We start from the raw sequence: 22,400 nt of genomic DNA, 5'->3' as shown, positions 1-22,400 counted from the left end.
TCAGCCCTTGATCTTGAGCACTTCGGCGTAGATCTGCTTGCGGTTGGGCAGCGAGCCGTCCGGCAGCGGATGCTCCTGGGCGACCTGCGCGATCGCGTCCTTGATGCGCAGCCCGTCGTCGAGCGCGCGATCGATCGCGAGCACGGCCAGCTCCTCGACACTCAGCGAGGCGGGCGCGGCGGCCGCGGCCTCCTCGTCGGACGCGCCGCCGATCACAAGCACGATCTCGCCGCGCGGCGGATCGTCGATCACGCCCTGACGGATCTCGGCCACCGTTCCGCGGCGGATCTCCTCGTAATCCTTGGTCAGCTCGCGGCACAGCGCCATCGGACGGTTCGGTCCGAACCCGTCAAGCAGGTCGTCCATCGACTCGGCGATGCGGTGCGGCGTCTCGTAGAACACGATCGTGCGGCGTTCGGAGAGCAGCATACGCAGATGCTGCACGCGCTCGGAGTGCTTGCGCGGCAGGAATCCCTCGTAGCAGAAGCGGTCGGTCGGCAGGCCGGACAGCGCGAGCGCGTCGAGCACGGCCGAAGGACCAGGCGCGCAGGTGACCGGAAGCCCCCGTTCGATCGCGCGGCGCACGATCGCCAGTCCCGGATCGTTGATCGTCGGCATGCCTGCGTCGGAGACGACGAGCACGGTCGCGCCGGTTTCCACGCGGTCGAGCAGACCATCGGCCTTGTTGCGCTCGTTATGGTCGTGATACGCGACGACGGTGCCGTTCACATGCACGCCGAGCCGGTTGGCGAGATCATACAGCCGGCGCGTATCCTCGGCCGCGACGATATCGGCGTCGGCGAGCAGCGCGCGCAGCCGGGCCGACGCGTCACCGACGTTGCCGATCGGCGTGGCCGCCAGCACGACGGTGCCGCGCGGGATCGTGATGACCGATTCCGGTTCCTGCGCACCGGCGATCGGCGACGCGCCCGGCACCCCCATATCGCCCGTCGCGTCCGCCGCACCGTCGACCGGCGCGGGATCGAGAGTGGTTCCGGACTGCCCTTCATTCACATATGTCATGGCTCCCAGTATTCCGCACACTAGGTACCGTCACTCCATATCTCTCATCCTCGGCACCGCGTCCGACGGGGCTTTCGATCAACGAGCAGCTCCTTCTAGCGGAAAACGGACGCTGCAACGACATATCGAGGACGTTTCCGCCCAGAACAACGGCTTTCTGGCGGAAAACGGACGCCCAAGGCCGGCTCAGCGTCCACTTTCGATTAGAACACTGGGATTGTCCGGGAAAACAAAAAACCCTCGCATTTCGCGAGGGCTCATTGGCTGGGATGCCTGGACTCGAACCAAGAATGGCTGAACCAGAATCAGCTGTGTTGCCAATTACACCACATCCCAATTTGGCTGGCGTACCAACTCCGAAGAGTCAGCCGTCGTACCCCCAACCGGATTTGAACCGGTGTTGGCGCCGTGAGAGGGCGTAGTCCTAGACCGCTAGACGATGGGGGCTTCAGTTTTCGTTGTGCAGCGAACTGTGCAACGAGTGATTAATATACGCGAGAGTCCACCTTTGCGCAACTTACGGCGTGTCGAGCCATTTTCCAACAGTTTTGGCATCCACCGGCACCCTGCTTCAGATCGATCACACCCCGCAGTCCGTACTCCGGCACTCCACAGTCCGCACCCCGCGAGCATGACTCCCGCCACACAGCTCCTCCTGCGTGGCGATCCGCGCCCTGTACAACCCCGGGCATACGGCCGGTTGCAGGCACCAAACCGACCGTATGCCCGGGAACACACGCCGCAACACACCGTACCGCCCGGGCATACGGCCGTTTCACAGGCCGCAGCCGGCCGTATGCCCGGGAAGAATTCAAGGAATCGCCGGACGCGGCTCCGCCGGCTGGACGAGACACGACGATGAAACGAAACAAGGCCCCGGGCGAATGAACTGCGCCCCGTAAGTTGGACGTGGTTTATTAAGGGTACCTGATCAGGCTGTGAGGGACATGTCCCGGAATTCCTCCGGGGTGTGTCCCTCCAGTCGTATCTGGCGTCGTTTGGTGTTCCAGTGCACGATGTACGCGTCCAACCCGGCCTTGAACTCCTCGAAGGACGGGAATTCACGCCCGGTGTAGAACTCGTCCTTGAGATGGCCGAACACCTGCTCGGTCGCGGCGTTGTCGATGCAGTTGCCCTTCCTGCTCATGGACTGGCGGATGTTCAACCCGGTGAGCCTGTTGCGCCACCATTCGTGCTGGTACTGCCATCCCATATCGGAGTGGAGTATGGGACCGGCGCCGGCGGGCAGGCGGGCCTCGAGCATGGCGAGCAGGCGTTGCTGCTGGGCCAGGTCGGGATGCCGGCTGACGTCCCAGGCCAGGATCTCCTTGGAGCCCATGTCGTACACGGGCGCGAGGTACGCCTTGCCGCCGGCGACCCTGAACTCGGTGACGTCCGTGCCCAGCTTCACCCAGGGCCGGCCGGCCGCGAAGTCGCGTTCCAGCAGGTTCGGTACCTTGGCGCCCGTCTCGCCTTTGTAGGAACTGTACCTGCGGTACGGGTTCGGACGGCGTATGGCGCATTTCAATCCCATGCGGCGCATGACCTTCAGCACGCTCTTGTGGCTCACGCGCACCTTGAACTCGCGTACGAGGCACATGCGCACCTGCCGGTGCCCGCACCCGTTGGGCGTGCGGGCGAAGACCTCGGCGACCATCGGCTCGATGTCCGGCCGGGTCACCCGTCCGGGACGGGACAGGAGATGGTAGTAGGTGCTCCGCGCCAGCCCCGCCGCCTTCAACAGGTGCGCGAGCCCATGTCCCAGCCCCGCCAACGCCGACACGATCACCGACTTGTCCCGGTTGGTGACCTCGACGCCGGCAGGGCGCGGGCTTTTTCCAGGTACGCGACCCTCGCCCTGAGGTACGCGTTCTCCTCCTCGAGGAGCTGCTCGCGCGTGGGAGACGGCTTCGGTTTGGACTTCGCGCCCTTCGGTCTGCCCTTGGGCCTCGGGCGCAGCGCGTCCGCGCCTCCCGTACGATACTCCCGGCACCAGCGCTCCAACGGGGCGAGGCTGGCGATCCCGTACCTGGCCATGACCTCGGCCTTCGTCAGGCCATGCTCCACATGGTCGAGCACCGCCGAAAGCTTCGTCTCGTAATCGTAGACCTTGTTGCCCTTGCGTTCTCCCATGAGCGCCGCCTCCCCGCCGAACCGGTATGACAACACCCATTTTCTCGCGGTGCTGTAGGGCACGCCAAGCCGGCGGGCAAGAAGACCCCTGCCAGCGCCATCCCGGATCAAACCGGCAACGACCCGCATGAAATCATCGTCGTAATGACGTCTGCGATCCCCGGACATGAGAAACCGCACCTCCGATCATCGAATCTGAATTATTCCAGTCCAACAATCGGGGTGCGGTTCAGAACCCGAGGCCTTGTGATCCGTACCCCCAACCGGATTTGAACCGGTGTTGGCGCCGTGAGAGGGCGTAGTCCTAGACCGCTAGACGATGGGGGCTTAAGTTATCCGGCGTTTCCGCCGCGTCACAGCGAACCGCGACGAATTCATGAATATACGGGAACATGATCCATTACCGCAACCCCGGGCGTGTCGCGCCATGCTGAAATGGGCGAAATCGAACCCGATTTCGCCCATTTCAGCATAAAGATACAGGTCACAGGTGCTCGCGCAGACCCTTCAGACGCGCCAGCGACACTTCGCGGCCGACGATCTCCATCGACTCGAACAGCGGCGGCGAGACGCGACGGCCGGACATAGCCACGCGCACCGGGCCGAACGCCAGGCGCGGCTTGTAGCCGCCGTCCTCCACGAGCGCCTTGTTCAGCGTCTCGTGCAGCAGATCGGTCTTCCAGTCAGCCTCGGACACGCCCTCAAGCGCCGCGATCGCCAGATCAAGCACGGCAGCGGAGGAATCCTTGAGTTGCTTCTTCGCGTCGTCCGCCGGCTCGAGGTAGCCCTCAGTCGACAGCAGCGAACCGACCATGCCGGAAACCTCGCCGAGCAGACGCACGCGCGGCTGCACGAGCGGCGCGGCGGCGGTCAGGATCTCACGCTCGCGGTCGGTCAGCTCGTCCCAGGAATCAGCGGACACCACACCGTCGCGGTGCAGGTACGGCACCGAGCGACGCAGGAAATCGGCAGGATCAAGCATGCGGATGTGCTCGGCGTTGATCGAGATCGCCTTGTCGAGATCGAAGCGGGCCGGGTTGGCCTTCACGTCGCGCACGTCGAACTTGGCGATCATCTCCTCCATCGAGAACACATCGCGGTCCGGAGCGATCGACCAGCCGAGCAGCGCGAGGTAGTTGAGCAGGCCCTCGCGGATGAAGCCGGCGTCGCGGTGGTTGAACAGGTTGGACTCCGGGTCGCGCTTGGAGAGCTTCTTGTTGCCCTGGCCCATCACGTACGGCATGTGACCGAACAGCGGGGTGGTCTTGGCGATGCCGAGTTCCTCGAGGTAACGGTAGAGCACGATCTGACGCGGGGTGGAGCTGAGCAGGTCCTCGCCGCGCAGCACGACGTTGATGTCCATCATCGCATCGTCGACCGGGTTGGTGAGCGTGTACAGCGGGTCGCCGTTCGGACGCACGATCACGTAGTCCGGCACGGAACCGGCCTTGAACTCGATGGTGCCGCGGATCAGGTCGTCGAACGCGATGTCCTCGTCCGGCATGCGCAGGCGCAGCGCGGGCTTGCGGCCCTCGGCGCGGAACGCGGCCTTCTGCTCCTCGGTCAGGTTGCGGTCGTAGCCGTCGTAGCCGAACTCCTTCGGACGACCGGCGGCGACGTTGCGCGCCTCGATCTCCTCGGGCGTGGAGAAGGACTCGTACGCGTAGCCGGCCTCGAGCAGCTTGGCTGCCACGTCGCGGTAGATGTCGCCGCGCTCGGACTGGCGGTACGGACCGTGGGGGCCGCCGACGTCGATGCCCTCGTCCCAGTCGATGCCGAGCCAGCGCAGGGCCTCGAGGATCTGGTTGTAGCTTTCCTCGGAGTCGCGGGCCGCGTCGGTGTCCTCGATGCGGAAGATCAGCTTGCCACCGGTGGCGCGGGCTTCGGCCCAGTTGAACAGGGCGGTGCGGACCATGCCGACGTGCGGCGTGCCGGTCGGTGACGGGCAGAAGCGCACACGCACGTCCTTCGGCAGGGCGGGCTTGCCGTCCTTCGTGTTGTCAGTGGTTGCGGAATTGGTTTCAGCTTCAGTCATAATCCCTTATTCTGCCGCGCAAGCGGGACGTGAGGAACGGCACCGGCAGAACGTGATGGCCGGCGTGCAAATGTGATGATCGTCGAGTTCGACTTACGGCATTGGCGTACATCGCAAACGTCGGCGATACACTGGACTGACAACGATGAACAGATGACGGAGGCCGATATGGCGGCGCAGCGACACGTAACGATGAACGATGTGGCGAAGCGCGCGGGAGTTTCGTTGAAAACAGTTTCTAACGTGGTAAACGGATACCGGTTTGTCAAGGACTCCACACGGCGCAAAGTTCTCACCGCAATCGATGAACTTGGGTATTCGGTGAACGTGGTGGCAAAAAGTCTGCGCGAAGGACGCAGCAACGTCATCGGCATTTCGCTGCCGAACATGCGGCTGCCGTATTTCGCGGAGCTGTACTCCTGCCTGGCCGAGGAGGCGCGTACCGCCGGCCGCCGCGTGATCTTCGCCGATGCCGGAACGAATCGCGCGGACGAAATCGAGCTACTGCACGGGTCGTTTGCATCATTGATCGACGGCTTGCTGCTTTCGCCATGCCACCTGACCAACAATGACGCCGACATGCTGGACGTTGACTATCCGATTGTGCTGATCGGCGAGCAGATGCGCCTCGACACACGCGACCGCGTGACCACTGAGAATGAGCGAGGCATTTACCTCGCGACGACATCATTGATAAAGAAAGGATGTCGTCGCGTCGCAATCGTCGGCGTCGGAGGCAGAGGAACCGCATCCGAGCCCTTGCGACTCAACGGATACCGCCGTGCATTGAATGATGCGGGCATCACCGTAGACATATCGATGGAAATTCCGGCCGACATCTGGAATCAACCGGCCGGAGCCTCCGCGGCAGGTACGCTGTTTCGCAATGGGCTGCAGGTCGACGGCATCGTGTGCATGAACGATCTGTTGGCAATGGGCGTGATGCAGGAGCTGCGCCGGCGCGGCGTACTCGTCCCCGACGACGTGAAGGTCGTAGGATACGACGATTCGATCGACGCACAGTACTTCGCGCCATCGCTCAGCTCAGTGAATCCAAGACTGCGATCAGTCGCGCGTACGGCGATTGCTTTGCTCTGCGCACGTATTGACGGAACAGACCCGCTACGTTCCGTCGATCCCTCGGAGCATGCGGTCACAGTTGACACTTCCGGATTCATCACCGCCATGGTTCCCTGCGAGCTTGTCGAGCGTGACTCTTCACGCTGACTCTTTGTTCATCGCACCGAGATGGTCAATATCACCGTCCTAAGTTGCTCATTCAGGTCTCGCTCAGGAGTCATCGCCAGGTCTGGGGTGCCGTCCGACTTCCAATGCACACGACGGATCCCCATACGTCGATCAAGCGAATGACCGTTCGCATCACGCGGCACCGCGTGGAACACCATCAGATCATCACCTGTCTTGGCGTCACGGACGAACATGTTATGTCCCGGCCCATATTCTCCCGGAACGCTTTCTTTGGTCAGCACAGGATATCCAAGGCACTGCCATGAAGCAGGATCAAGCAAGTTATCCCCGGCTTTCGCGCGTAGCAACCCTAGACAGTACAGATCCGGCAATGCCGTGCTCGCCCCTGAGAACGTGACAAACAGATCGTCGCCGTGGCGCAGCAAATATGGTCCCTCGTCCACCTCGCTCTCGCAACGGTCCCAGCCGTATTCCGGTCTGATTACCAGCTGCGGCTCGCTGGTCAGCTGCCACGGCCTGTCGGGATTGACAGTCGCGATGTACAGGGCCGCGGGATCCATGACTTCCCGCCCGGGTGTTTTATCCAGAAAATCACGTCCCGACCACATGACGTAGTGCACGCCGTCCACTTCGAAATACGTCATGTCAAGACCAATGCCATTGTCGCCGGACAGCGGCAGTCCGTTCGGGCGGACTACAGGATGAGGCCCCTCCCACGACTGAGGATCAAGCAAATCACCAAGGCACCGGAACACCTGGCACTGCACGGAACTCCAGCCATTCAGACCGATGGTGGTGAACACACAAGGCACGCCGTCGACCACGTGTAATTCCTGCGCCCACAGATTAGCCAGTCCATCATAATCACCGCCATCCATGTGAAACACGGGAACCCACGGGGATTCGCGTAGGTCATCAATCGTGTCGCTGACACGAAATGCCACATCATGCATCTGGGTGCAGCACATGACATACCGATCACCGATGTGATACACATACGGATCGGAGATCATCTCATCCATGAATGGGAATGGATAGATCGTCCGCCGGATAACACCATCAATGCGATACTTGCCGGGAACCGACCAATCAATGGCCGAGAACTGGTCACGGCTCCATGCAACAGGCTTCGCGTGGATGGAACCATCACTGTATCGACATGTCGCCTTTGGAAGTTCGTCGAACGCGATCGCAGGCTCGCCGTCGCCCACGGCAACCGGGACTTCCAGCACGGGCTCATCGACCGACACATGCCGAACGTGGTTGAGCCGACGTTCCAGATTAACGGCTTCATCGGTCTCAATCGACAGCATGTTGCCAACGATGGCACGCGGTACGCCGGTAGCAACCGGAGACACCGACGGCCTGAGCGCTGGCGCAACCGAACCAGCCTCAGCCAGCGCTGCTCGCCGACGTTCCAGCGTCTCAGGTTGTGCCGTCTCGATACCGTCGACTTCAGCAAGCTCGCGGCTATGACCCTGACGCAGGGTACCGCATTCTTCCCATGACAGCACGTATCGGGAAAGGCCGGCGTCCCACCAGCAAGCAGGGTGCCGGATGTCGCTCACACCCACACGCAACGCTTCCGGATCCCCGAAATCGGCAATGGAACCGTTGGTACGGATGATCATCACGCAACCCTTGCTTGCCGGATCGGGAGCATTCTCGTTGCGCTGTACCGCACAGCAGGCCAATGAACCATCCGCCGTTCGGAACAACCACGGATCGATCAGCGTCTTGGTCACCGCACGGGGATCGTCTGTCGTATAGTCGGCCTTCGCAAAAACCACTCCCGTGCCATCGTGCAGCGGTTCGGCAGGGTTCCCATCGCGGCTGATCGCCAGGTGAATAGAATCATCCAGATCGCAATTGAGACCGGACAATCCCGGATAAGCCGGATTCTCATACCGCGGCTCACCCGCGACCGTATAAGCCAGCAATGTGTATGCCGTCATATGACTTTATCCTCAATAGGTGGGGTGCAATCAGAACATATCCGGTTGCCGTATGGTTTACGATCAAGCTCGATGCGCGTCAGCCAGTTGCCGATATACATCAACCGCCGCCGTCCGTACGCGATCAAACGAGTGACGGTCATTGGCGCGCAGGTCCCATAATCCCATTTGGGCCAGATAGTGTTCCGCGGGCTTGTTCTCGTCCCGGTACACCCAGTACATCATGTCGAACAACGACCACCATGTGTACCCGATGAGGTTCATGCCTTCCGACCGCAGCCCATCGACGGCAGCCACCGATTCATGCAACCAGCGAATACGCTCCTCCACCGGTCCCGGAGAACAGGTTTCGGTCAGGTACACAGGCAACCCATACCGTTGCGAAAACAGCGTAAGTACTTCCTTCAACCCTTCAACGCCATCGTTGCGGAATGGCATCGGGTCATACGGCGAACCGTCATGAGGATCCCCGGCAACGTAATTCACCGTGGAAACCTGCGGATAATAATTCACCCCGATCACATCAGGCATAACCGCATGATCACGATACCATTGCAGATCATCATCGCTCAGACCATGACGAGCAAGCCAACCCGCCAGTGGATGCGAATCATCCACACGGCCCATGATCGTATCTTCGACGAGGAACCGACGATGCTCAAGAAACTCGATTTCGTCACGGTACGCGTCACGGTCGCCACCGAAGCGGAACGACGCTTCGACGTTGACGAAACTGGCTTCCGGATCCACGTCGGCGATGGCGTTCTGCGTGAGGATCATGCCCCGTGTGATCTGCCGGAACAGCTTGACAAATCCGTCGTCACCGGTCAGATATGGGGGCCAGTAGCCATACTGGCCACAGTACATCATGTTCAACAGCGGCTCATTGAGCGGCGTCCAGATATTCAGCCGACCACGGTACCGTTCGGCGACCGTCGCCGCATACTCAGCGACGTACTGCGGGTAATCATGGTTGATGAAACTGTTATCCATCCATAGAGGCGTGCCGTAATGCATGAGATCGACGATCACGTCGACGCCGAGCTCCTCAAAACGATCCACAACCTGGTCGAGCCAATCGAATCGGAATACGCCCGGTTCGGGATTGACCAGATACCACGGAATGCCCCAGCGCACCTGGTTGGCACCGGTTTCGGAGATCAAGCCGAGATCCTCGTGCCAGTGCTCATAATGGCCCGTCAGCTCATATTCGTCCAAGGCGCGCATTCCCGGTCGGGTTTGGGGAATGAACGTATCTTCAATGCCCAAGGAAAAGTTGAGCCTCTCGCCATGTTCAAACCATTTGGTCATCGGATTACCCCTTCATGCCGCTCATGGCGACGCCTTCGACGAACTGCTTCTGCACGAACGCGAACACGATCACCAGAGGCACGGCGGCGATTACGGAACCGGCCATCATGATGCCGTACGGAATCGCACCGCCAACCGAACCGTTGAGCAGCGACAGGCCGGCGATTAGCGTACGGTCCTCCGTCTTCGAGGTCATGATCAGCGGCCACAACAGATCGTTCCAGTTGTTCATGAAATTGAACAAAGCAAGCGTGAACAGCCCCTGCTTCGCGTTCGGCAACACCACCGACCAGAACACACGCAATTCACCGGCGCCGTCGATTCGGGCCGCATTGTCAAGATCACGCGGCAGCGAAATGAAGAACTGGCGCAGCAGGAAGATGCCCGCCACATCCGCCATGCGGGGGATGATCATGGCGACCATGTTGTACGAACCGACAAGGCCAGCTGCCGACAGCATGCGATAGGTCGGAATGAGCAGCGCCTGATACGGGATCATCATGCTGGCGATGAGCGTGAACAGCAACGCGTTACGACCGCGGAAATCCAATCGAGACAATGCATAGGCGGCGAGCGAGTCGAAGATCACCGAAAACAGCGTCACACCACCCGCGAATAGGATCGAATTGAGGAACTGACGCCCAACCGGAATACGAGCAAACAGCTGGACGTAATTGTCGAGCGTGAACGACGAAGGAATCAGTTTCGGCGGCCAGACATTGATGTCCTTGTTCGGCGCGAACGAAGTGATCAGGCACACGAAGAACGGAAAGATGGTGATCAACGAGGTCAGGATCAACAGAGCATACACGCCGATACGTTCGACAATGACCTTCGGGCTCAGGTAACGGCTCTGTACGGACATCACAGATCCTCCTTCTCATGACGATTGTTGATGACCAGCTGGATCACGCCCACGATGAACGTGACGATGAGCAGCACATAGCTCAACGCCGAAGCGGAACCAAGGTGGAAGTTGCGGAAGCCTTCGGTGTAGATGCGGTAGACGACGGTTTCGGTCATATGATCCGGACCGCCGGAAGTCATCACGTAGATCTGGTCGAATGCCTGGAACGACTGGATGAGTGCCATGATGATGACATAGGTCATCGTGGAACGCAGACCGGGCAATGTGACCGCAGTGAACTTGCGCCACGGACCGCATCCATCAAGTTCTGCCGCCTCATACAGTTCGTGAGAGACTCCTTGAAGGCCAGCCAGAAAAATGACCATGAAGTAGCCGAAGTTCTTCCAGATGCCGACGATGGTGACCGTGGGCAGCGCCCATGTCGTGCTGCCGAGTACGTCGCCCATGCGAATGCCGATCTTGGACAGCCAATACGGCAGGAAGCCGAGATTCGGGTCGAGGATGAACTGCCATGCCATCGCGGCCACGGCCATCGAGATGACGAACGGCAGGAAGATCGCGGAACGGAAGAAACCACGTAGCGGCAGATCATCACGGTTCAGCAGCATGGCGACGGCAAGCGCGACGATGATGAGCAACGGCATATACATCACCGTGTAGATGGCGGTGTTGGCGAGCGCACGCATGGCATCCGCATTGGTGAAGAGCTTCACGTAATTCTGAAGACCGATGAATTTTGGCTTGTTGAAGCCAGTCGCATTGGTGAAGCTCATATACAGCGCGTAGAACGCCGGATAGAACACGAACATGCCGATAATCACAATCGCCGCCGCAGAAAACAGCCAGCCGACGCGAGTCTGTGCTCGCTTCATACCGTTTACCCGGCGCGGCGAGTCGACGGTAACAATAGAACGAGGCGGTTTGTAAGAGGAGGAATTTGCGCTACTCATTGTCGTCCTTCCGACGTTGCGATGGGCGACGGCCGTTGCCAGTCGCCGCCCATCTATTTCACAGATCGGGAACTGTCATCGCACCGATCTACTGCTCGATATATCCCTGGATCTTGTCGTTGGATGCCTTGAGCATGGCGGAGATATCACCAGTGGAGGCAGACAGCTTCGGCCCCAGCGCGTTGAGTTCGGATTGCACATCGGCGAAACCGGTCGGGACGCTGCCCAGCATGAGCTTCGTCTTGTCCATGTAAGGATTGATCTGGGCAATCAGTGCATTGTCCTTGATCTCGTCCTCGGTGATGTCGGTACGGTTGGCCGGATAGTTCGCCTCGAGCGCCCACTTGATCTGGTTGTCCTTGGAGTTGAAGTACTTCATCCACGCATAGGCGGCAGCGGTCTTGGCTTCGTCGCCATCGATCTGCGAAGTGGCGTACCAGTAAGTGGACGCAGCCTGAGTGACCTGCTCCTTCGGGCCCTTCGGCATTTCAAACGTGCCGGTCTCAATGCCCTTCTCCTTGGCGGTGTTGACAATCCACGGTCCGATCCAGAACATCGCGGCTTTACCTGAAATGAACAGGCTCTGGCCGTCGACCAGCGAAAGGTTGGTCGGGGAGCTCTTCTTGGCGTAGAAGTTGTCGCGAATCCAGGTCAGGGTCTCCTTCGCCACGTCGGAGTCGAGGTTCGCCTTGCCGTCGACCACGAGATCAGTGCCGGCCGCCTGCAGGAACGTCGGCAAATAGCCGGCATCCTTATCCGCCAGCGCAATGCCGTACTGTTCCGGAGTGCCGTCACCGTTCTCATCTACGGTCAGCTTTGCCGCCAACTCAGCCAAATCCTCCCACGTCTTGGGATACTGATCTTCGGTGATGCCGGCCTTATCGAAAATGGCCTTGTTGAAATAGACGGAATACGGTGCGTGTCCCATCGGTACGCCGTAGTGGGTTCCGTCAACCTCTCCGCCTTCAACGACATTCTCACGATATACATCGGTTTCGTTGGAGGAATCGGCATAGAAATCATCGACGGAGACGAAGGCGCCCTGGTCGATGAATCCCTTGGCGGTGTCCGGACCGTAGGTGAGCACATCAGGGCCGTTCTTGGCCGAAATCGCGGAGAGCAGCTTGTCGTTGATGACGTTCCACGGGTTCTGCTCGATCGTCACTTTGTACTTGTCTTGAGACTTGTTGAACTCATCGGCGATCGCCTGCACGACCTTGCCGTCATTCTCAGTGAAGCCGCTCCACACGCTGATTTCCGTGGTGCCGCCGTCAGCACCGCCCCCATTGGAAGAACTTTCACCGCAGGCACCGAGAGAAAGCGTCATCGCTCCCGCCAGTGTCAGCGCGGTCAGCTTCATTGCTTGACTGTGGTTCATGGTTTTCCTCCTTGATTTTCTCCTGGTTTCCCAAGAATGATGTCGTTGCAACACGCGGCAACTCGTCTCCGAAAAGGCGTTGGACTCCGACCGGCGGTGAGCGGTATGACACCTTTATGCAGTCCGCCCACCGTTTGAGCTTCAATGCTCGTTTACAACGTTGGAATTGATAATAGCACTTTTTCTATCGTTGTACAAATCGGATGTTGCATTATTTTCCCGAAGCAGACCGACCGGCTAGCGGACCCCCGTCCGGCGGCAGCACGTCGGTCGTCGTCGGCGTCCACCGGTCGTCAGGCTCGGGCACGCCGAAGTCCGGCATGCCGTCGTCGCTCCAGCGCACCACGCCGACGCGGGCGTGACGATTCGGGTCGAACAGCGGATCGCCCTTGATATCGGTGTAGTTGCGGGCGTGGTAGATCATCAGATCCTGCGCGCCGTCCTCGGACTTGGTGAACGAGTTATGGCCGGGACCGTACTGGCCGTTTTCGGCGCACGTCTTGAACACCGGTACCGGACTCTTGGTCCAGCTCGCCGGGTCCATGAGATCGGAGCCGCGTTCGGCGCTCAGCAGGCCGACCGCATACGGCACGCCGGTGCCGGACGCGGAGTACGTGATGAAGATCCTGTCGTCGTGGAACAGGAATGCCGGGCCTTCGTTGACGAGAAAATCGACGCACTCCCAGTCGTATTCGGGCTTGGACAGCATGACCGGGTCGTCGGCCAGCGTCCACGGGTTCGCCATTGGGGCGATGTACAGGTTGGAGTTGCCGGGGATGGCCGGGTCGTGCTGCGCCCAAACGAGGTACTGCACGCCGTCGATCACCTCGGTGGTGGCGTCGAGCGAGAACGAGTCGAGCGGCGTGATGATCTGACCCTTCTCGACCCAGTTGTCAGTCGTCGGGTCGGCGTCGGTGTTCTCGAGCACGAACATGCGGTGCGTCGGCATGCCGCTCGGCTCGAACTCATGCTCCGCGCCGGCGAAGTAGATGTACCATGCGCCGTTGATGCGGTGCAGTTCGGGTGCCCAGATGTACTTGCTGCACACGCCGGACTCATGTTTGCGCCAGACCACGGTCTCCGGGGCCTTCTGCAGGTCGTTGATCGTCCGGGCGCGACGGATGGCGATCTTGTCGTACTCCGGATCAGACGCGGTGAACCAATAGGTGCCGTCGACCTTGAGCACCCACGGATCCGCGCGCTGCAGCACGACTGGATTATGGTAAACAATCATTGTTTATCCTTTGTCAATTCAACGGTGAGTTGATGTACATCGTTGAATATACCAAACTTACAACGATGTAACAACCCGGCGTTTCCCTTCGCAAACACAGCGAGGAGCCACCGCCCCGCCCGCATCTCCGCGAACGCGGCCGTCTTGGCAAAACGCCGCCATATGATATTCTTGCATATATGCAATCATCTGAGATTCTTCGACAGCTCATGCAACGCAGCGGCATGAACGCGGCGCAATTGGCTCACGCCACCGGACTCAGCGAATCACTGATCTCACGCGCCTTGAACGGACGCATCGACCCGGCGTTCGGCAAGATCACGACCGCTGCGGAGCATCTGGGCTACCAGATCACGCTCAGCCCATTGGAACAGGTCACGCTCGACATGTGCGGGCTGCGCATGGAAGACCTTATCAAGACGATCAATTCCTATGCCGGTCGAGACAATGCCGACTCCTGGCCGCCGATATCGGCCAGCATGAGGGAGTTGTTGGAATCTTCCTCAGCCAGTCCCGCACACGCACTCGAAGATCTTTCAACCGTGCTCAAACGTTTGCCGAACAAGGAATGGCGAGCCTTTATGGCCGGCCTCTACCGCCAACAGCACTGGCCCAACGCGCACGGACTCGCCGAATCAGACCTGAGGCTCCCCGTTCAATGGACTCCCCTGCGCAAGATCTACCGCTCCGCCACACAACCCGACCCGGACTTCCTCGCATACAACGTCTATCTACCGCAAGGAGAACTTCAATGGAAATGACCCGCGGCGAACTCATGTCCCTGATCGACGAGCTGGCGGAATCCTGCGTGGCGCACGGCATTTCGGGGACCATGACGATATACGGCGGATGCGCGATGATGTTCCACCACCCTGATCTGCGAGCGACCCATGACGTGGATTCGGTCTTCCAACCTTACCGCCAGATAAAGGAGTTGGCGGAATCCATCGCATCGCATCATGCCGGCGTAGACCGCCAATGGTTGAACATGCAGGTTCGAGATGTGCTGCCAATCCATGCAGACGATGCTCCAGTGACATATTTCGACCGCGCCGGTTTCACCATCCGATTCGCCTCACAACGGTATCTGCTCGCCATGAAAGCCATGAGTGACCGACGCAGCCAGAAGGATCTGGACGACGCCGCAGTACTATTCAATGCGTTGCATCTCAGGAACTGGATGGATATCGACAACATCGTGCACCAGTATTTCGGCGGTGGGTCAGCCGGATCACAAGAGCTGTTCATGGAGGATATCGAAGATCGGGCGGCGGAACTGGCTCGCCAAACAGCGACAAGCTAGAGCGAGCGGGTGGACTGGCGGACGACCAGGCTGGAGGAGACCTTGCGGAAGACCGGAGCGTCGGTTGGATTGCCGAGCGGGTTCTGACCGGCGATGCGCTCGTTGAGCACGCGTACCGACAGCCGCGCCACCGCCTCAAGCCCGGGTGCGATCGAGGTCAGCGCCGGCGACAGATACTGCGAATCATCGGAATTGTCGAAGCCGACCACCGAAATATCCTCGGGGATGCGCAGTCCACGCATCTGGATCGCATGCATCGCGCCGGAGGCGAGCATGTCGTTAAGCGCCACGACGCCGTCCGGCCGCACGCCGGAGTCCAGCAGCTTATCCATTGCCTCGACGCCATTGTTTCGGTGCCACATCAGCGACGGCGACTCAAGCCTTGCGTCATATTCCACACCGGCCTCTTCCAAGGCCTCCCGATATCCGCGCAATCTCAACCCAGCCGATCCAATCGTCTCCCCGGGATGAGTTCCGATCACGGCGACACGACGGCAACCCGTCTGCAGCAGATACTGGGTGGCGCGCTTGGCGCCCTCCACGTTCTCCGTGGCGATGTGGTCAAATCGTTCCGTGAAAATCCGTTCTCCGATCAGCACCATCGGATAGTCGAGAGTCAGATCCTGCACATCATCAAGCCCAAGTTCCAGCGGGCTGTAGATCAAACCGTCCATCATGGTCTGCTGCGAGCCGAGCAGCGCATCGAATTCGCCCTCGCGCGAGTACAGCGTCGGCTCCACGATCACGCGCAGACCGACCTTCTTCGCCTCCTCGATCACCAGCGACGACAGCTGCGCGAAATACGGCATCTGCAGATCGGGAATCGCCAGTCCGATGATACCGGTGCGGCCGCGGCGCAGGTTGCGGGCAGACACGTTCACCACATAACCGAGGTCGTCGATGGCTTTATGCACTTTCGTTCGCGTCGCATCGGAAACGAACTCATAGTTATTGACGACGTTCGAAACCGTCTTAATCGACACGCCAGCCACTTTGGCGACATCACGCATCGTAACGACATGATCACTGGTGGAAGACCGAGTTACCATTTACTCTCCAATCTCGTCCGTTCAATGTCAAGGTCACGGCGCCATCGCCACAAGTTGGAACGCAAATGTTTCACACATTCCGCGTAGTCAACTGGATTACCACTATACTCGTAGTTACATCGTTGTACAAAACGGATACGGGAAACGTGTTGCATAAAGGAGCGATCATTATGGCAGACGAACGGCCAACGAAGACGTGGGCATTGAATACGAGTCCGTGGCTGGGCGGCGAGACCGGCACGGACGGCGGCACGACGCAACGCCCCAAGGCCTGCCGCGTGATCATCGATAATGATTTCGCCGGCGATCCGGACGATCTGTTCCAGCTGACGCACCATGTGCTGTGCGAGACGGTTGACATCCGGCTGATCGTCGTCTCGCACCTGTGCAACGGCGACTTCATCGACCCATCCGGCGACACGGTCGCGCACGGCACGGCCCGCGTGCGCAAACTGTTCGGATTGCTGGGCTTAACCGGTTATGACGATGCGCTCGTCGCCGGTTCCGAGCTGCCGCTGGCCGACGACCACACGCCGCGGCCGAGCGCCGCGCGCGACGCGATCATCCGCGAGGCGATGCGCGACGACACCGATCTGCCGCTGTTCTACGTGGCCGGCGGCGGCGTGACCGATCTGATCAGCGCGTATCTGACCGAACCGCGCATCGCCGAGCGCATGACGGTCGTGTGGATCGGCGGACAGGAGTATCCGGGGTACGGCGAGGCGCCGCTGGGCCGGCTCGCCAAGGAATACAACGCGCAGATCGACCCGATCGCGGCTCGGATGCTGCTCACGAACTGCGCGTTCCCGCTGTGGCAGGTGCCGCGCAACGCGTACCGGCAGTGCCTCGTCTCGACCGCGGAGTTGGCCGCGCACGTACTGCCGTGCGGTGAACTGGGCAGGTATCTGTGCGGCGAGATCGACAACATCCGGCTGCACGGCGAGCGGTATTGGACGCGGCCGACCGGCGCGTACTGCCTCGGCGACTCGCCGCTGGTGAGCCTGACCGCCCTGCTGACGCCGTGGGATCGGGAACCGGCGTCAAGCCAGTGGATCACGATCGCGCGTCCGACGCTGGACGACGACGATCGGCCGGTCGGCGTGGAGCCGGTGAGCGAGGCGGATGCGCTGGCCGGGCGCGGCATCCACGTGATCACGCAGGTCGACAACCGGCTGCTGTTCGGAGACCTGTTCGCAAAGCTGGCCTTGTTCCGCCGCTGGCAGGGGTGGGACTGACAAGCATCAACTATGACGAGGGCCGCACATCCGACGGTGGATGTGCGGCCCTCGTGTTTCCTGCGCGCCCCGTGTTCATACGGGACTCAGGCAGACAGTCCGGCGAACAGTGCGCTCCAGTCCTGGGACTCGTCGTCACGTGCATCGCGGTTGTTCGGTTCGTTGTTCATGGTGTTGCTCCTTAATCGTACGCCATCGTATGTCTTGACTTATATTAACCGATTCACTCACCTCATCGGGAGATTATCGGTAACTGGAATAAAACTATCACAAAACATCACATTTGCGCAACTCGAACCAACATTCGACACGAAAAATGTGAGCGCTCTCACAAACTCTTCACGAACGGTCAACCGATATCAGCCATACAGTAAGCATCCCGCGCCAACGCATCGGCAATCGTCGTTCAAACCGACCACCGACACCGATCAACAGCCCCATCCGACCGCCATCGGCACAAGCCAACCATCCCAAATACCAGCGGCCCCGTTCGCCAACGGCAAGCGGTCACGGAACAAAATCCAACGCATCCCAGCACCGGCCGGGCCGATCGAGCACCTCGCCTATACTTGGGGTCGTTCGCGCGATTGGTGGCAGCAATCGCGCCTGCATCATACGAAAACAGCATCGTCCGTATAACCCATTTCCGGGGTCGTTTCTCGTGTTCATCAAACATGGCGGCCCGGTGACGTCGATGCGACGGTCTGATGTCTCGCGCGGGCTCCTCACCTTCCCGCGGCGCGCGCCAGACCGCAACGAAAGCGCGGAACGCCGCGCGAAAGGCAAGGTGACAAGATGAGGATTGAGATCAAGAAGGGCATGCGTTCGATCGTGGCGGCAGCCGCGGCCGTGGCGCTCGGATTCACGATGGCGGCGTGCGGCAGCTCGAACGACGTCTCCGATACCACCAAGAACGGCAACTCTGCCGAGACGCCGACCGTCTCGTTCATGCTCGACTGGACACCGAACACGAACCACATCGGCCTGTACGTGGCGCAGAAGCTCGGCTACTACAAGGACGCCGGCGTGAACGTGAAGATCCTGCCGACCGCGCAGGCCGGTGCGGAATCCAGCGTGGAGAACGGCGTCGCGAACGTCGGCTTCACCACGCTGAGCAATGTGGCCGCGTTCAACGCGCAGGGTTCGAGCCTCAAGTTCGTGTTCGATCTGACGCAGAAGCAGGTGGCCCGCTGGTGCGCGCTCGCCTCGCGCACCGACATCAAGACCCCGAAGGACCTGTCGGGCAAGACGTTCGTGAGCTTCGGTTCGGCCGAGCAGAGCGCCGTCGTCTCGCAGATGATCAAGTACGCGGGTGGCACCGGCGAGTTCAAGACCGCGACGGCCGGCACGAACACGTTCGAGACGCTGACCAGCGGCAAGGGCGATTTCGCCGGCTTCTACGCGACATGGGAAGGCGTGGAGAGCGAGCTCAACGGCCCGGCCCTCAACTGCTTCGTCGCCTCCGACTGGGGCGTGCCGGGCAACCCGGACCAGCTCGGCTTCGCGGTGAAGGATTCCTGGCTCAAGGACTCCAAGAACGCCGACGCGCTCAAGAAGTTCCTCGCCGCCACCAAGAAGGGCTACGACTACGCGCTGGCCCACCCGGACGACGCCGCCGATATCCTGGTCGACTCGGCCAAGGAGGCCCAGATCGATCCGAAGCTCGCCAAGGCGTCCATGAAGCTGATCGTCGACCAGAACATCTGGACCACCGATGACCCGAAGTCGATGCCCGGTACCGTGAACTTCGACGAGGCCCAGCCGTACCTCGACTTCCAGTACAAGGCCGGCACCTACAAGGACGCCGACGGCAACGACCCGGCCGAAGCCCCGCAGGCCAAGGACCTCGCCACCAACGAATACGTGGCCTGAGTCGCCCGCAAGCGGTAAGGTCCGCCGGCCAGTCCCAAGTTCGACGATCACGAGGCAGACCTGCTCTTACGACAATGGCAAGCAAGAGGAATCGAATGCGTAATCTCAGGCATTGGCTTGGAGTCATCGCGCCGCCGGCCATCACGGTCGGTGGCCTGCTGATCGTCTGGGAGCTGGCGGTGCGGCTCGGGCATGTCTCCGAGCGCGTGCTCGCCGCGCCCAGTCAGATCGTCGCGTCGATGATTCGCACCTGGCCCGATCTGATGACGGCCGCCGCGATCACGACGTACGAGGGACTGGTCGGTTTCGCGGTCGCGATCGTCGCCGGCATCGTCATCGGCATCGGACTGTACCTGTCGAAGACGCTGCACCGCGCGGTGTTCCCGCTGCTGGTCGCCGCGCAGACGATTCCGCTCATCACCGTCGCGCCGCTGTTCATGATCTGGTTCGGGTTCGAGCCGCTCGGCAAGATCGTGATCGTCGCCGTGTTCGGCGTCTTCCCGATCGCCGTGCAGACCGCGCGCGGACTGGCCGCGGTGCCGCAGTTCTATGAGGATGTGGCGCTCACGTGCGGCGCGACCCGCGCATGGGCGCTGTGGCATGTGAAGATGCGTGTGGCCGCGCGCCAGATCTTCGGCGGCGTGCGCATCGCCGCCGCGTACATCTTCGGCACGGCGGCGACCGCCGAATATCTCGGCGCGATGAACGGTCTCGGCATCTGGCTGCAGGCCGCGTTCAACTCGTTCCGCACGCCGTTGATCTTCTCGGCCACCGTGGTCGTGATCGTCGAGACGGCCGTGCTGCTCGGCCTGATCTCGCTGATCGAATGGCTCGCGCTCGGCGAGGACGACACCGTCTACGACAACTCCGAAGGCGAGTGACGGCAACCGGTCGATCGCTCTATATGACGGTGCCCCGCACGATTCCTGTGCGGGGCACCGTCGTATTATCAGCGGCCTACAGCTCCACTTCGGGCTTGGTGGGGTCGTCCTTGACGTGGGCGAACTTGGCGGCGAGCGCCTCCTTGTTCTTGCGCTCGTCCTCCTCCTTGGCGCGGCGCTTGGCTTCTTCCGGGTCCCACGTCACGTCGTCGTAGTGGCGTTTCCACTCGGCGGCGGCGATCGGTGCGATCACGTCGACAGTCGCGTCCAACGTCCCGTCATCCGCCGCACCCGCGCGCGCATCGAGCAGTGCGCGATACTGGTCGTCGCTCAGGCACAGCCGCGGCACCGCGGTCTGCTCGCGCAGTTCGTTGACGAACAGGATGACCGGCAGTTGCGCGGCCGCCGTATCCCCGGCATCGCCGGCATCCTCGACCGTCCTCGCGATGATCGACAGCAGTCCATCGCAGATCACTAGCGACTCGGCGAATCGATGTGCCAGACTATCGGTCAATGCACCGACCAGTTTGTCGGCGACGTCGCTCGTCGCATCACCGGCCCCAGCATTCGATTCCGGCACGTCAGGCACATCGATCGTTGCATCCGCATCGCCATGCTCCTCCGCAACCGCCCGCTCGATCATCGGCAACGCTTCGCGCACCGCGGCCTCGGTCGTCTCCGGCCAATCGACGCCCATCGCGCGAACCGCGTCGAACAGCACGTCGGGATCATGCGCGTCGCGGTAGTCGATCATCGTGTCGTACGCGTCGTTCGCGACGAGCAGCGCGTCCACGATCGACTGCGGGCGCCCCGGAATCTCGTCCGCGCCTTCGTACACGAACTCGGCGTCGGGCACGGTCACGTCCTCACCGGTCACGATCCGTGCGATCATGCGCGTAAGCCGCACCTGCAGGTTCTCCGCGTATTTCGCGTCGTTGTCCATCTGCTTGGCGTCGGTCAGCGGCCACAGCGCGACCAGTTGCGCCCCGGCCTCGGCCGCCTCGCGCACGGCAGGCAGCGCGGCGACGCGCGCGACCGCGGCGGAATCAAGGGAAACAGTCATATTCGCTCCTTTGCATATGCACGGTATCGTGCCAATCGGCGGGGTGCGTTCCCCCAACCCGTCAGCCTTCGGCTGCCACCCTTCCCCATCAGGGGAGGGAAATGCCCGCCCTGTAATTCGAGGGGCGTGCAACAGTCATCATCCTCATTATCGCGCTACTGCACGTCGGCCGCGGGGTCGGCGTATGTGATCGACATCACCTTGCCGCTTTCGCAGTCGTAGGTGATCGACGTGACGGACGCGAGCGCGGTGTGCCGCAGGAACATCCAGTGTTCGGGATGTCCGGTCTCGAGCAGGTGCCGGTACGACCAGATCGGCGATTCGTGGCTGACGACGACGATCTGCTCGCCGGGATGCTCACGCACCTTCTCGCGCGCGAACTCGCCCACGCGTGCGGCGATCGAACGGTACGACTCGCCCCAGCTCGGCCGGTACAGGTTGAGCACGAGTTTCCAGTTGCCGTTCTTCCACAGCGCGCCCTCGCCGTGGCCGATGCGCTTTCCTCGGAATTCGTTGCCCGCCTCGATCACGCGCGGGTCGGTGTGCAGTTCGAGCGGGGACTGGCCGCGGTCGGCGCGCACGGCATTGAGCGCGTCGATGATCGCACCGGCGGTTTCGCGCGTGCGTTCGAGCGGCGACGAATAGACCGCGGCAATCGTGTTGGTCTGCGGGTTGTTGGCGAGATAGTGCGCGGTGGCCTCGGCCATGCGCCGGCCGCGGTCGGACAGGTGGAAGCCGGCGAGCCGTTCGTACAGCAGATGGCCGGGATTGTAGACCTTGCCGTGACGGACGAAGTGGATGGTGGTGGCGGTCATCGGGCGGCTCCTTCGGGTTGACTGGCTGGCTGCGGCGCGGCGGTTCGTGGGACGATCGGTCGCAGCGCGAGTGCGGTTCTCCATCA

19 protein-coding genes and 3 tRNA genes are annotated in these 22,400 nt (G+C 61.2%); 6 read left to right on the top strand and 16 right to left on the bottom strand.

The features are described 5' to 3' along the window. The 7 genes from rsmI to gltX all read right to left on the bottom strand — a co-directional run bounded on the left by rsmI (position 1) and on the right by gltX (position 5,191). Entirely contained in the window at positions 1–942 is a 942-nt protein-coding gene (gene rsmI / locus KIH76_RS04515) for a 16S rRNA (cytidine(1402)-2'-O)-methyltransferase (RefSeq protein WP_236036840.1), read from the bottom strand. Positions 943–1,284: 342 nt separating this feature from the next. Further along, a tRNA-Gln gene (locus tag KIH76_RS04510) sits at positions 1,285–1,359 on the bottom strand. Positions 1,360–1,397: 38 nt separating this feature from the next. Further along, a tRNA-Glu gene (locus KIH76_RS04505) sits at positions 1,398–1,470 on the bottom strand. A gap of 484 nt (positions 1,471–1,954) precedes the next feature. Further along, positions 1,955–2,809 carry an IS3 family transposase gene (locus KIH76_RS04500; RefSeq protein WP_219069761.1) on the bottom strand — a complete coding sequence of 285 codons (855 nt, stop codon included), beginning with the start codon at positions 2,807–2,809 and terminating at the stop codon, positions 1,955–1,957. After that, the gene (locus KIH76_RS04495) at positions 2,809–3,324 is read right to left on the bottom strand and encodes a helix-turn-helix domain-containing protein (protein ID WP_219069527.1); all 516 of its coding nucleotides are present in this window, start codon (positions 3,322–3,324) and stop codon (positions 2,809–2,811) included. The genes KIH76_RS04500 and KIH76_RS04495 overlap by 1 nt, the downstream gene beginning before the upstream one ends. 86 nt (positions 3,325–3,410) lie before the next feature. Further along, positions 3,411–3,483 (bottom strand) — tRNA-Glu (locus KIH76_RS04490). A gap of 157 nt (positions 3,484–3,640) precedes the next feature. After that, entirely contained in the window at positions 3,641–5,191 is a 1,551-nt protein-coding gene (gene gltX / locus KIH76_RS04485; protein WP_219069525.1) for a glutamate--tRNA ligase, read from the bottom strand. A gap of 168 nt (positions 5,192–5,359) precedes the next feature. Between gltX and KIH76_RS04480 the strand changes: the two genes are divergently transcribed. Beyond that, the gene (locus tag KIH76_RS04480) at positions 5,360–6,418 is read left to right on the top strand and encodes a LacI family DNA-binding transcriptional regulator (RefSeq protein WP_219069523.1); all 1,059 of its coding nucleotides are present in this window, start codon (positions 5,360–5,362) and stop codon (positions 6,416–6,418) included. Between the two features lie 8 nt (positions 6,419–6,426). On the opposite strand, the gene KIH76_RS04475 is transcribed toward KIH76_RS04480, so the two are convergent. From KIH76_RS04475 to KIH76_RS04450, 6 genes are all read right to left on the bottom strand, one after another. Further along, entirely contained in the window at positions 6,427–8,355 is a 1,929-nt protein-coding gene (locus KIH76_RS04475) for a family 43 glycosylhydrolase (RefSeq protein ID WP_219069521.1), read from the bottom strand. Positions 8,356–8,418: 63 nt separating this feature from the next. Next, positions 8,419–9,666: a family 1 glycosylhydrolase gene (locus KIH76_RS04470; RefSeq protein WP_219069519.1), complete on the bottom strand. Its 1,248-nt coding sequence runs from the start codon at positions 9,664–9,666 to the stop codon at positions 8,419–8,421. A 4-nt stretch (positions 9,667–9,670) separates the two neighbouring features. Further along, the gene (locus KIH76_RS04465) at positions 9,671–10,531 is read right to left on the bottom strand and encodes a carbohydrate ABC transporter permease (RefSeq protein WP_219069517.1); all 861 of its coding nucleotides are present in this window, start codon (positions 10,529–10,531) and stop codon (positions 9,671–9,673) included. Next, positions 10,531–11,406 carry a carbohydrate ABC transporter permease gene (locus KIH76_RS04460; RefSeq protein WP_236036824.1) on the bottom strand — a complete coding sequence of 292 codons (876 nt, stop codon included), beginning with the start codon at positions 11,404–11,406 and terminating at the stop codon, positions 10,531–10,533. Before KIH76_RS04460 ends, KIH76_RS04465 begins: the two co-directional genes overlap by 1 nt. 166 nt (positions 11,407–11,572) lie before the next feature. Next, a complete protein-coding gene (locus KIH76_RS04455; protein WP_219069513.1) occupies positions 11,573–12,844 on the bottom strand; it encodes an ABC transporter substrate-binding protein in 1,272 nt (423 codons plus the stop codon). Between the two features lie 229 nt (positions 12,845–13,073). After that, positions 13,074–14,096, bottom strand: a complete 1,023-nt coding sequence (locus tag KIH76_RS04450; protein WP_219069511.1) for a glycoside hydrolase family 43 protein — start codon at positions 14,094–14,096, stop codon at positions 13,074–13,076. Between the two features lie 179 nt (positions 14,097–14,275). On the opposite strand from KIH76_RS04450, the gene KIH76_RS04445 reads away from it, so the two are divergent. Together KIH76_RS04445 and KIH76_RS04440 are read left to right on the top strand one after the other, a co-directional pair. Next, positions 14,276–14,857, top strand: a complete 582-nt coding sequence (locus KIH76_RS04445; protein ID WP_338023573.1) for a helix-turn-helix domain-containing protein — start codon at positions 14,276–14,278, stop codon at positions 14,855–14,857. Beyond that, positions 14,848–15,399, top strand: a complete 552-nt coding sequence (locus KIH76_RS04440; RefSeq protein ID WP_214372653.1) for a DUF6036 family nucleotidyltransferase — start codon at positions 14,848–14,850, stop codon at positions 15,397–15,399. The genes KIH76_RS04445 and KIH76_RS04440 overlap by 10 nt, the downstream gene beginning before the upstream one ends. On the opposite strand, the gene KIH76_RS04435 is transcribed toward KIH76_RS04440, so the two are convergent. Beyond that, positions 15,396–16,448, bottom strand: a complete 1,053-nt coding sequence (locus KIH76_RS04435; protein WP_214372655.1) for a LacI family DNA-binding transcriptional regulator — start codon at positions 16,446–16,448, stop codon at positions 15,396–15,398. The genes KIH76_RS04440 and KIH76_RS04435 overlap by 4 nt on opposite strands. A 170-nt stretch (positions 16,449–16,618) precedes the next feature. Here KIH76_RS04435 and KIH76_RS04430 point away from each other — a divergent pair, with 170 nt between their 5' ends. The 3 genes from KIH76_RS04430 to KIH76_RS04420 all read left to right on the top strand — a co-directional run bounded on the left by KIH76_RS04430 (position 16,619) and on the right by KIH76_RS04420 (position 20,436). Next, on the top strand, positions 16,619–17,683 hold the full coding sequence (locus KIH76_RS04430) for a nucleoside hydrolase (protein ID WP_214372657.1): 1,065 nt from the start codon (positions 16,619–16,621) through the stop codon (positions 17,681–17,683). A gap of 795 nt (positions 17,684–18,478) precedes the next feature. Then, on the top strand, positions 18,479–19,555 hold the full coding sequence (locus tag KIH76_RS04425) for an ABC transporter substrate-binding protein (protein WP_219069509.1): 1,077 nt from the start codon (positions 18,479–18,481) through the stop codon (positions 19,553–19,555). Between the two features lie 95 nt (positions 19,556–19,650). Further along, positions 19,651–20,436, top strand: coding sequence for an ABC transporter permease (locus tag KIH76_RS04420; protein WP_219069507.1), 786 nt, complete (start codon positions 19,651–19,653; stop codon positions 20,434–20,436). Between the two features lie 76 nt (positions 20,437–20,512). On the opposite strand, the gene KIH76_RS04415 is transcribed toward KIH76_RS04420, so the two are convergent. Both KIH76_RS04415 and KIH76_RS04410 read right to left on the bottom strand, forming a co-directional pair. Further along, a complete protein-coding gene (locus KIH76_RS04415) occupies positions 20,513–21,499 on the bottom strand; it encodes a hypothetical protein (RefSeq protein ID WP_219069506.1) in 987 nt (328 codons plus the stop codon). A gap of 155 nt (positions 21,500–21,654) precedes the next feature. Next, positions 21,655–22,314 (bottom strand): histidine phosphatase family protein, encoded by a 660-nt coding sequence (locus tag KIH76_RS04410; protein ID WP_219069503.1) that lies wholly within the window; start codon positions 22,312–22,314, stop codon positions 21,655–21,657. Positions 22,315–22,400 lie beyond the last annotated feature (86 nt).

The organism is Bifidobacterium simiiventris, from assembly GCF_019331715.1.
GTDB classification, from domain to species: Bacteria; Actinomycetota; Actinomycetes; order Actinomycetales; family Bifidobacteriaceae; genus Bifidobacterium; species Bifidobacterium simiiventris.
The sequence above is the reverse complement of the archived record's forward strand: the minus strand, read 5'-3'. Positions and strand labels throughout refer to the sequence as shown.

Coding starts and splice junctions, on each gene's coding strand:
- rsmI (WP_236036840.1), bottom strand. CDS start 942: ATGGGGGTGCCGGGCGCGTCGCCGATCGCCGGTGCGCAGGAACCGGAA.
- KIH76_RS04495 (WP_219069527.1), bottom strand. CDS start 3,324: ATGTCCGGGGATCGCAGACGTCATTACGACGATGATTTCATGCGGGTC.
- gltX (WP_219069525.1), bottom strand. CDS start 5,191: ATGACTGAAGCTGAAACCAATTCCGCAACCACTGACAACACGAAGGAC.
- KIH76_RS04480 (WP_219069523.1), top strand. CDS start 5,360: ATGGCGGCGCAGCGACACGTAACGATGAACGATGTGGCGAAGCGCGCG.
- KIH76_RS04475 (WP_219069521.1), bottom strand. CDS start 8,355: ATGACGGCATACACATTGCTGGCTTATACGGTCGCGGGTGAGCCGCGG.
- KIH76_RS04470 (WP_219069519.1), bottom strand. CDS start 9,666: ATGACCAAATGGTTTGAACATGGCGAGAGGCTCAACTTTTCCTTGGGC.
- KIH76_RS04465 (WP_219069517.1), bottom strand. CDS start 10,531: ATGTCCGTACAGAGCCGTTACCTGAGCCCGAAGGTCATTGTCGAACGT.
- KIH76_RS04460 (WP_236036824.1), bottom strand. CDS start 11,406: ATGAAGCGAGCACAGACTCGCGTCGGCTGGCTGTTTTCTGCGGCGGCG.
- KIH76_RS04455 (WP_219069513.1), bottom strand. CDS start 12,844: ATGAAGCTGACCGCGCTGACACTGGCGGGAGCGATGACGCTTTCTCTC.
- KIH76_RS04450 (WP_219069511.1), bottom strand. CDS start 14,096: ATGATTGTTTACCATAATCCAGTCGTGCTGCAGCGCGCGGATCCGTGG.
- KIH76_RS04445 (WP_338023573.1), top strand. CDS start 14,276: ATGCAATCATCTGAGATTCTTCGACAGCTCATGCAACGCAGCGGCATG.
- KIH76_RS04440 (WP_214372653.1), top strand. CDS start 14,848: ATGGAAATGACCCGCGGCGAACTCATGTCCCTGATCGACGAGCTGGCG.
- KIH76_RS04435 (WP_214372655.1), bottom strand. CDS start 16,448: ATGGTAACTCGGTCTTCCACCAGTGATCATGTCGTTACGATGCGTGAT.
- KIH76_RS04430 (WP_214372657.1), top strand. CDS start 16,619: ATGGCAGACGAACGGCCAACGAAGACGTGGGCATTGAATACGAGTCCG.
- KIH76_RS04425 (WP_219069509.1), top strand. CDS start 18,479: ATGAGGATTGAGATCAAGAAGGGCATGCGTTCGATCGTGGCGGCAGCC.
- KIH76_RS04420 (WP_219069507.1), top strand. CDS start 19,651: ATGCGTAATCTCAGGCATTGGCTTGGAGTCATCGCGCCGCCGGCCATC.
- KIH76_RS04415 (WP_219069506.1), bottom strand. CDS start 21,499: ATGACTGTTTCCCTTGATTCCGCCGCGGTCGCGCGCGTCGCCGCGCTG.
- KIH76_RS04410 (WP_219069503.1), bottom strand. CDS start 22,314: ATGACCGCCACCACCATCCACTTCGTCCGTCACGGCAAGGTCTACAAT.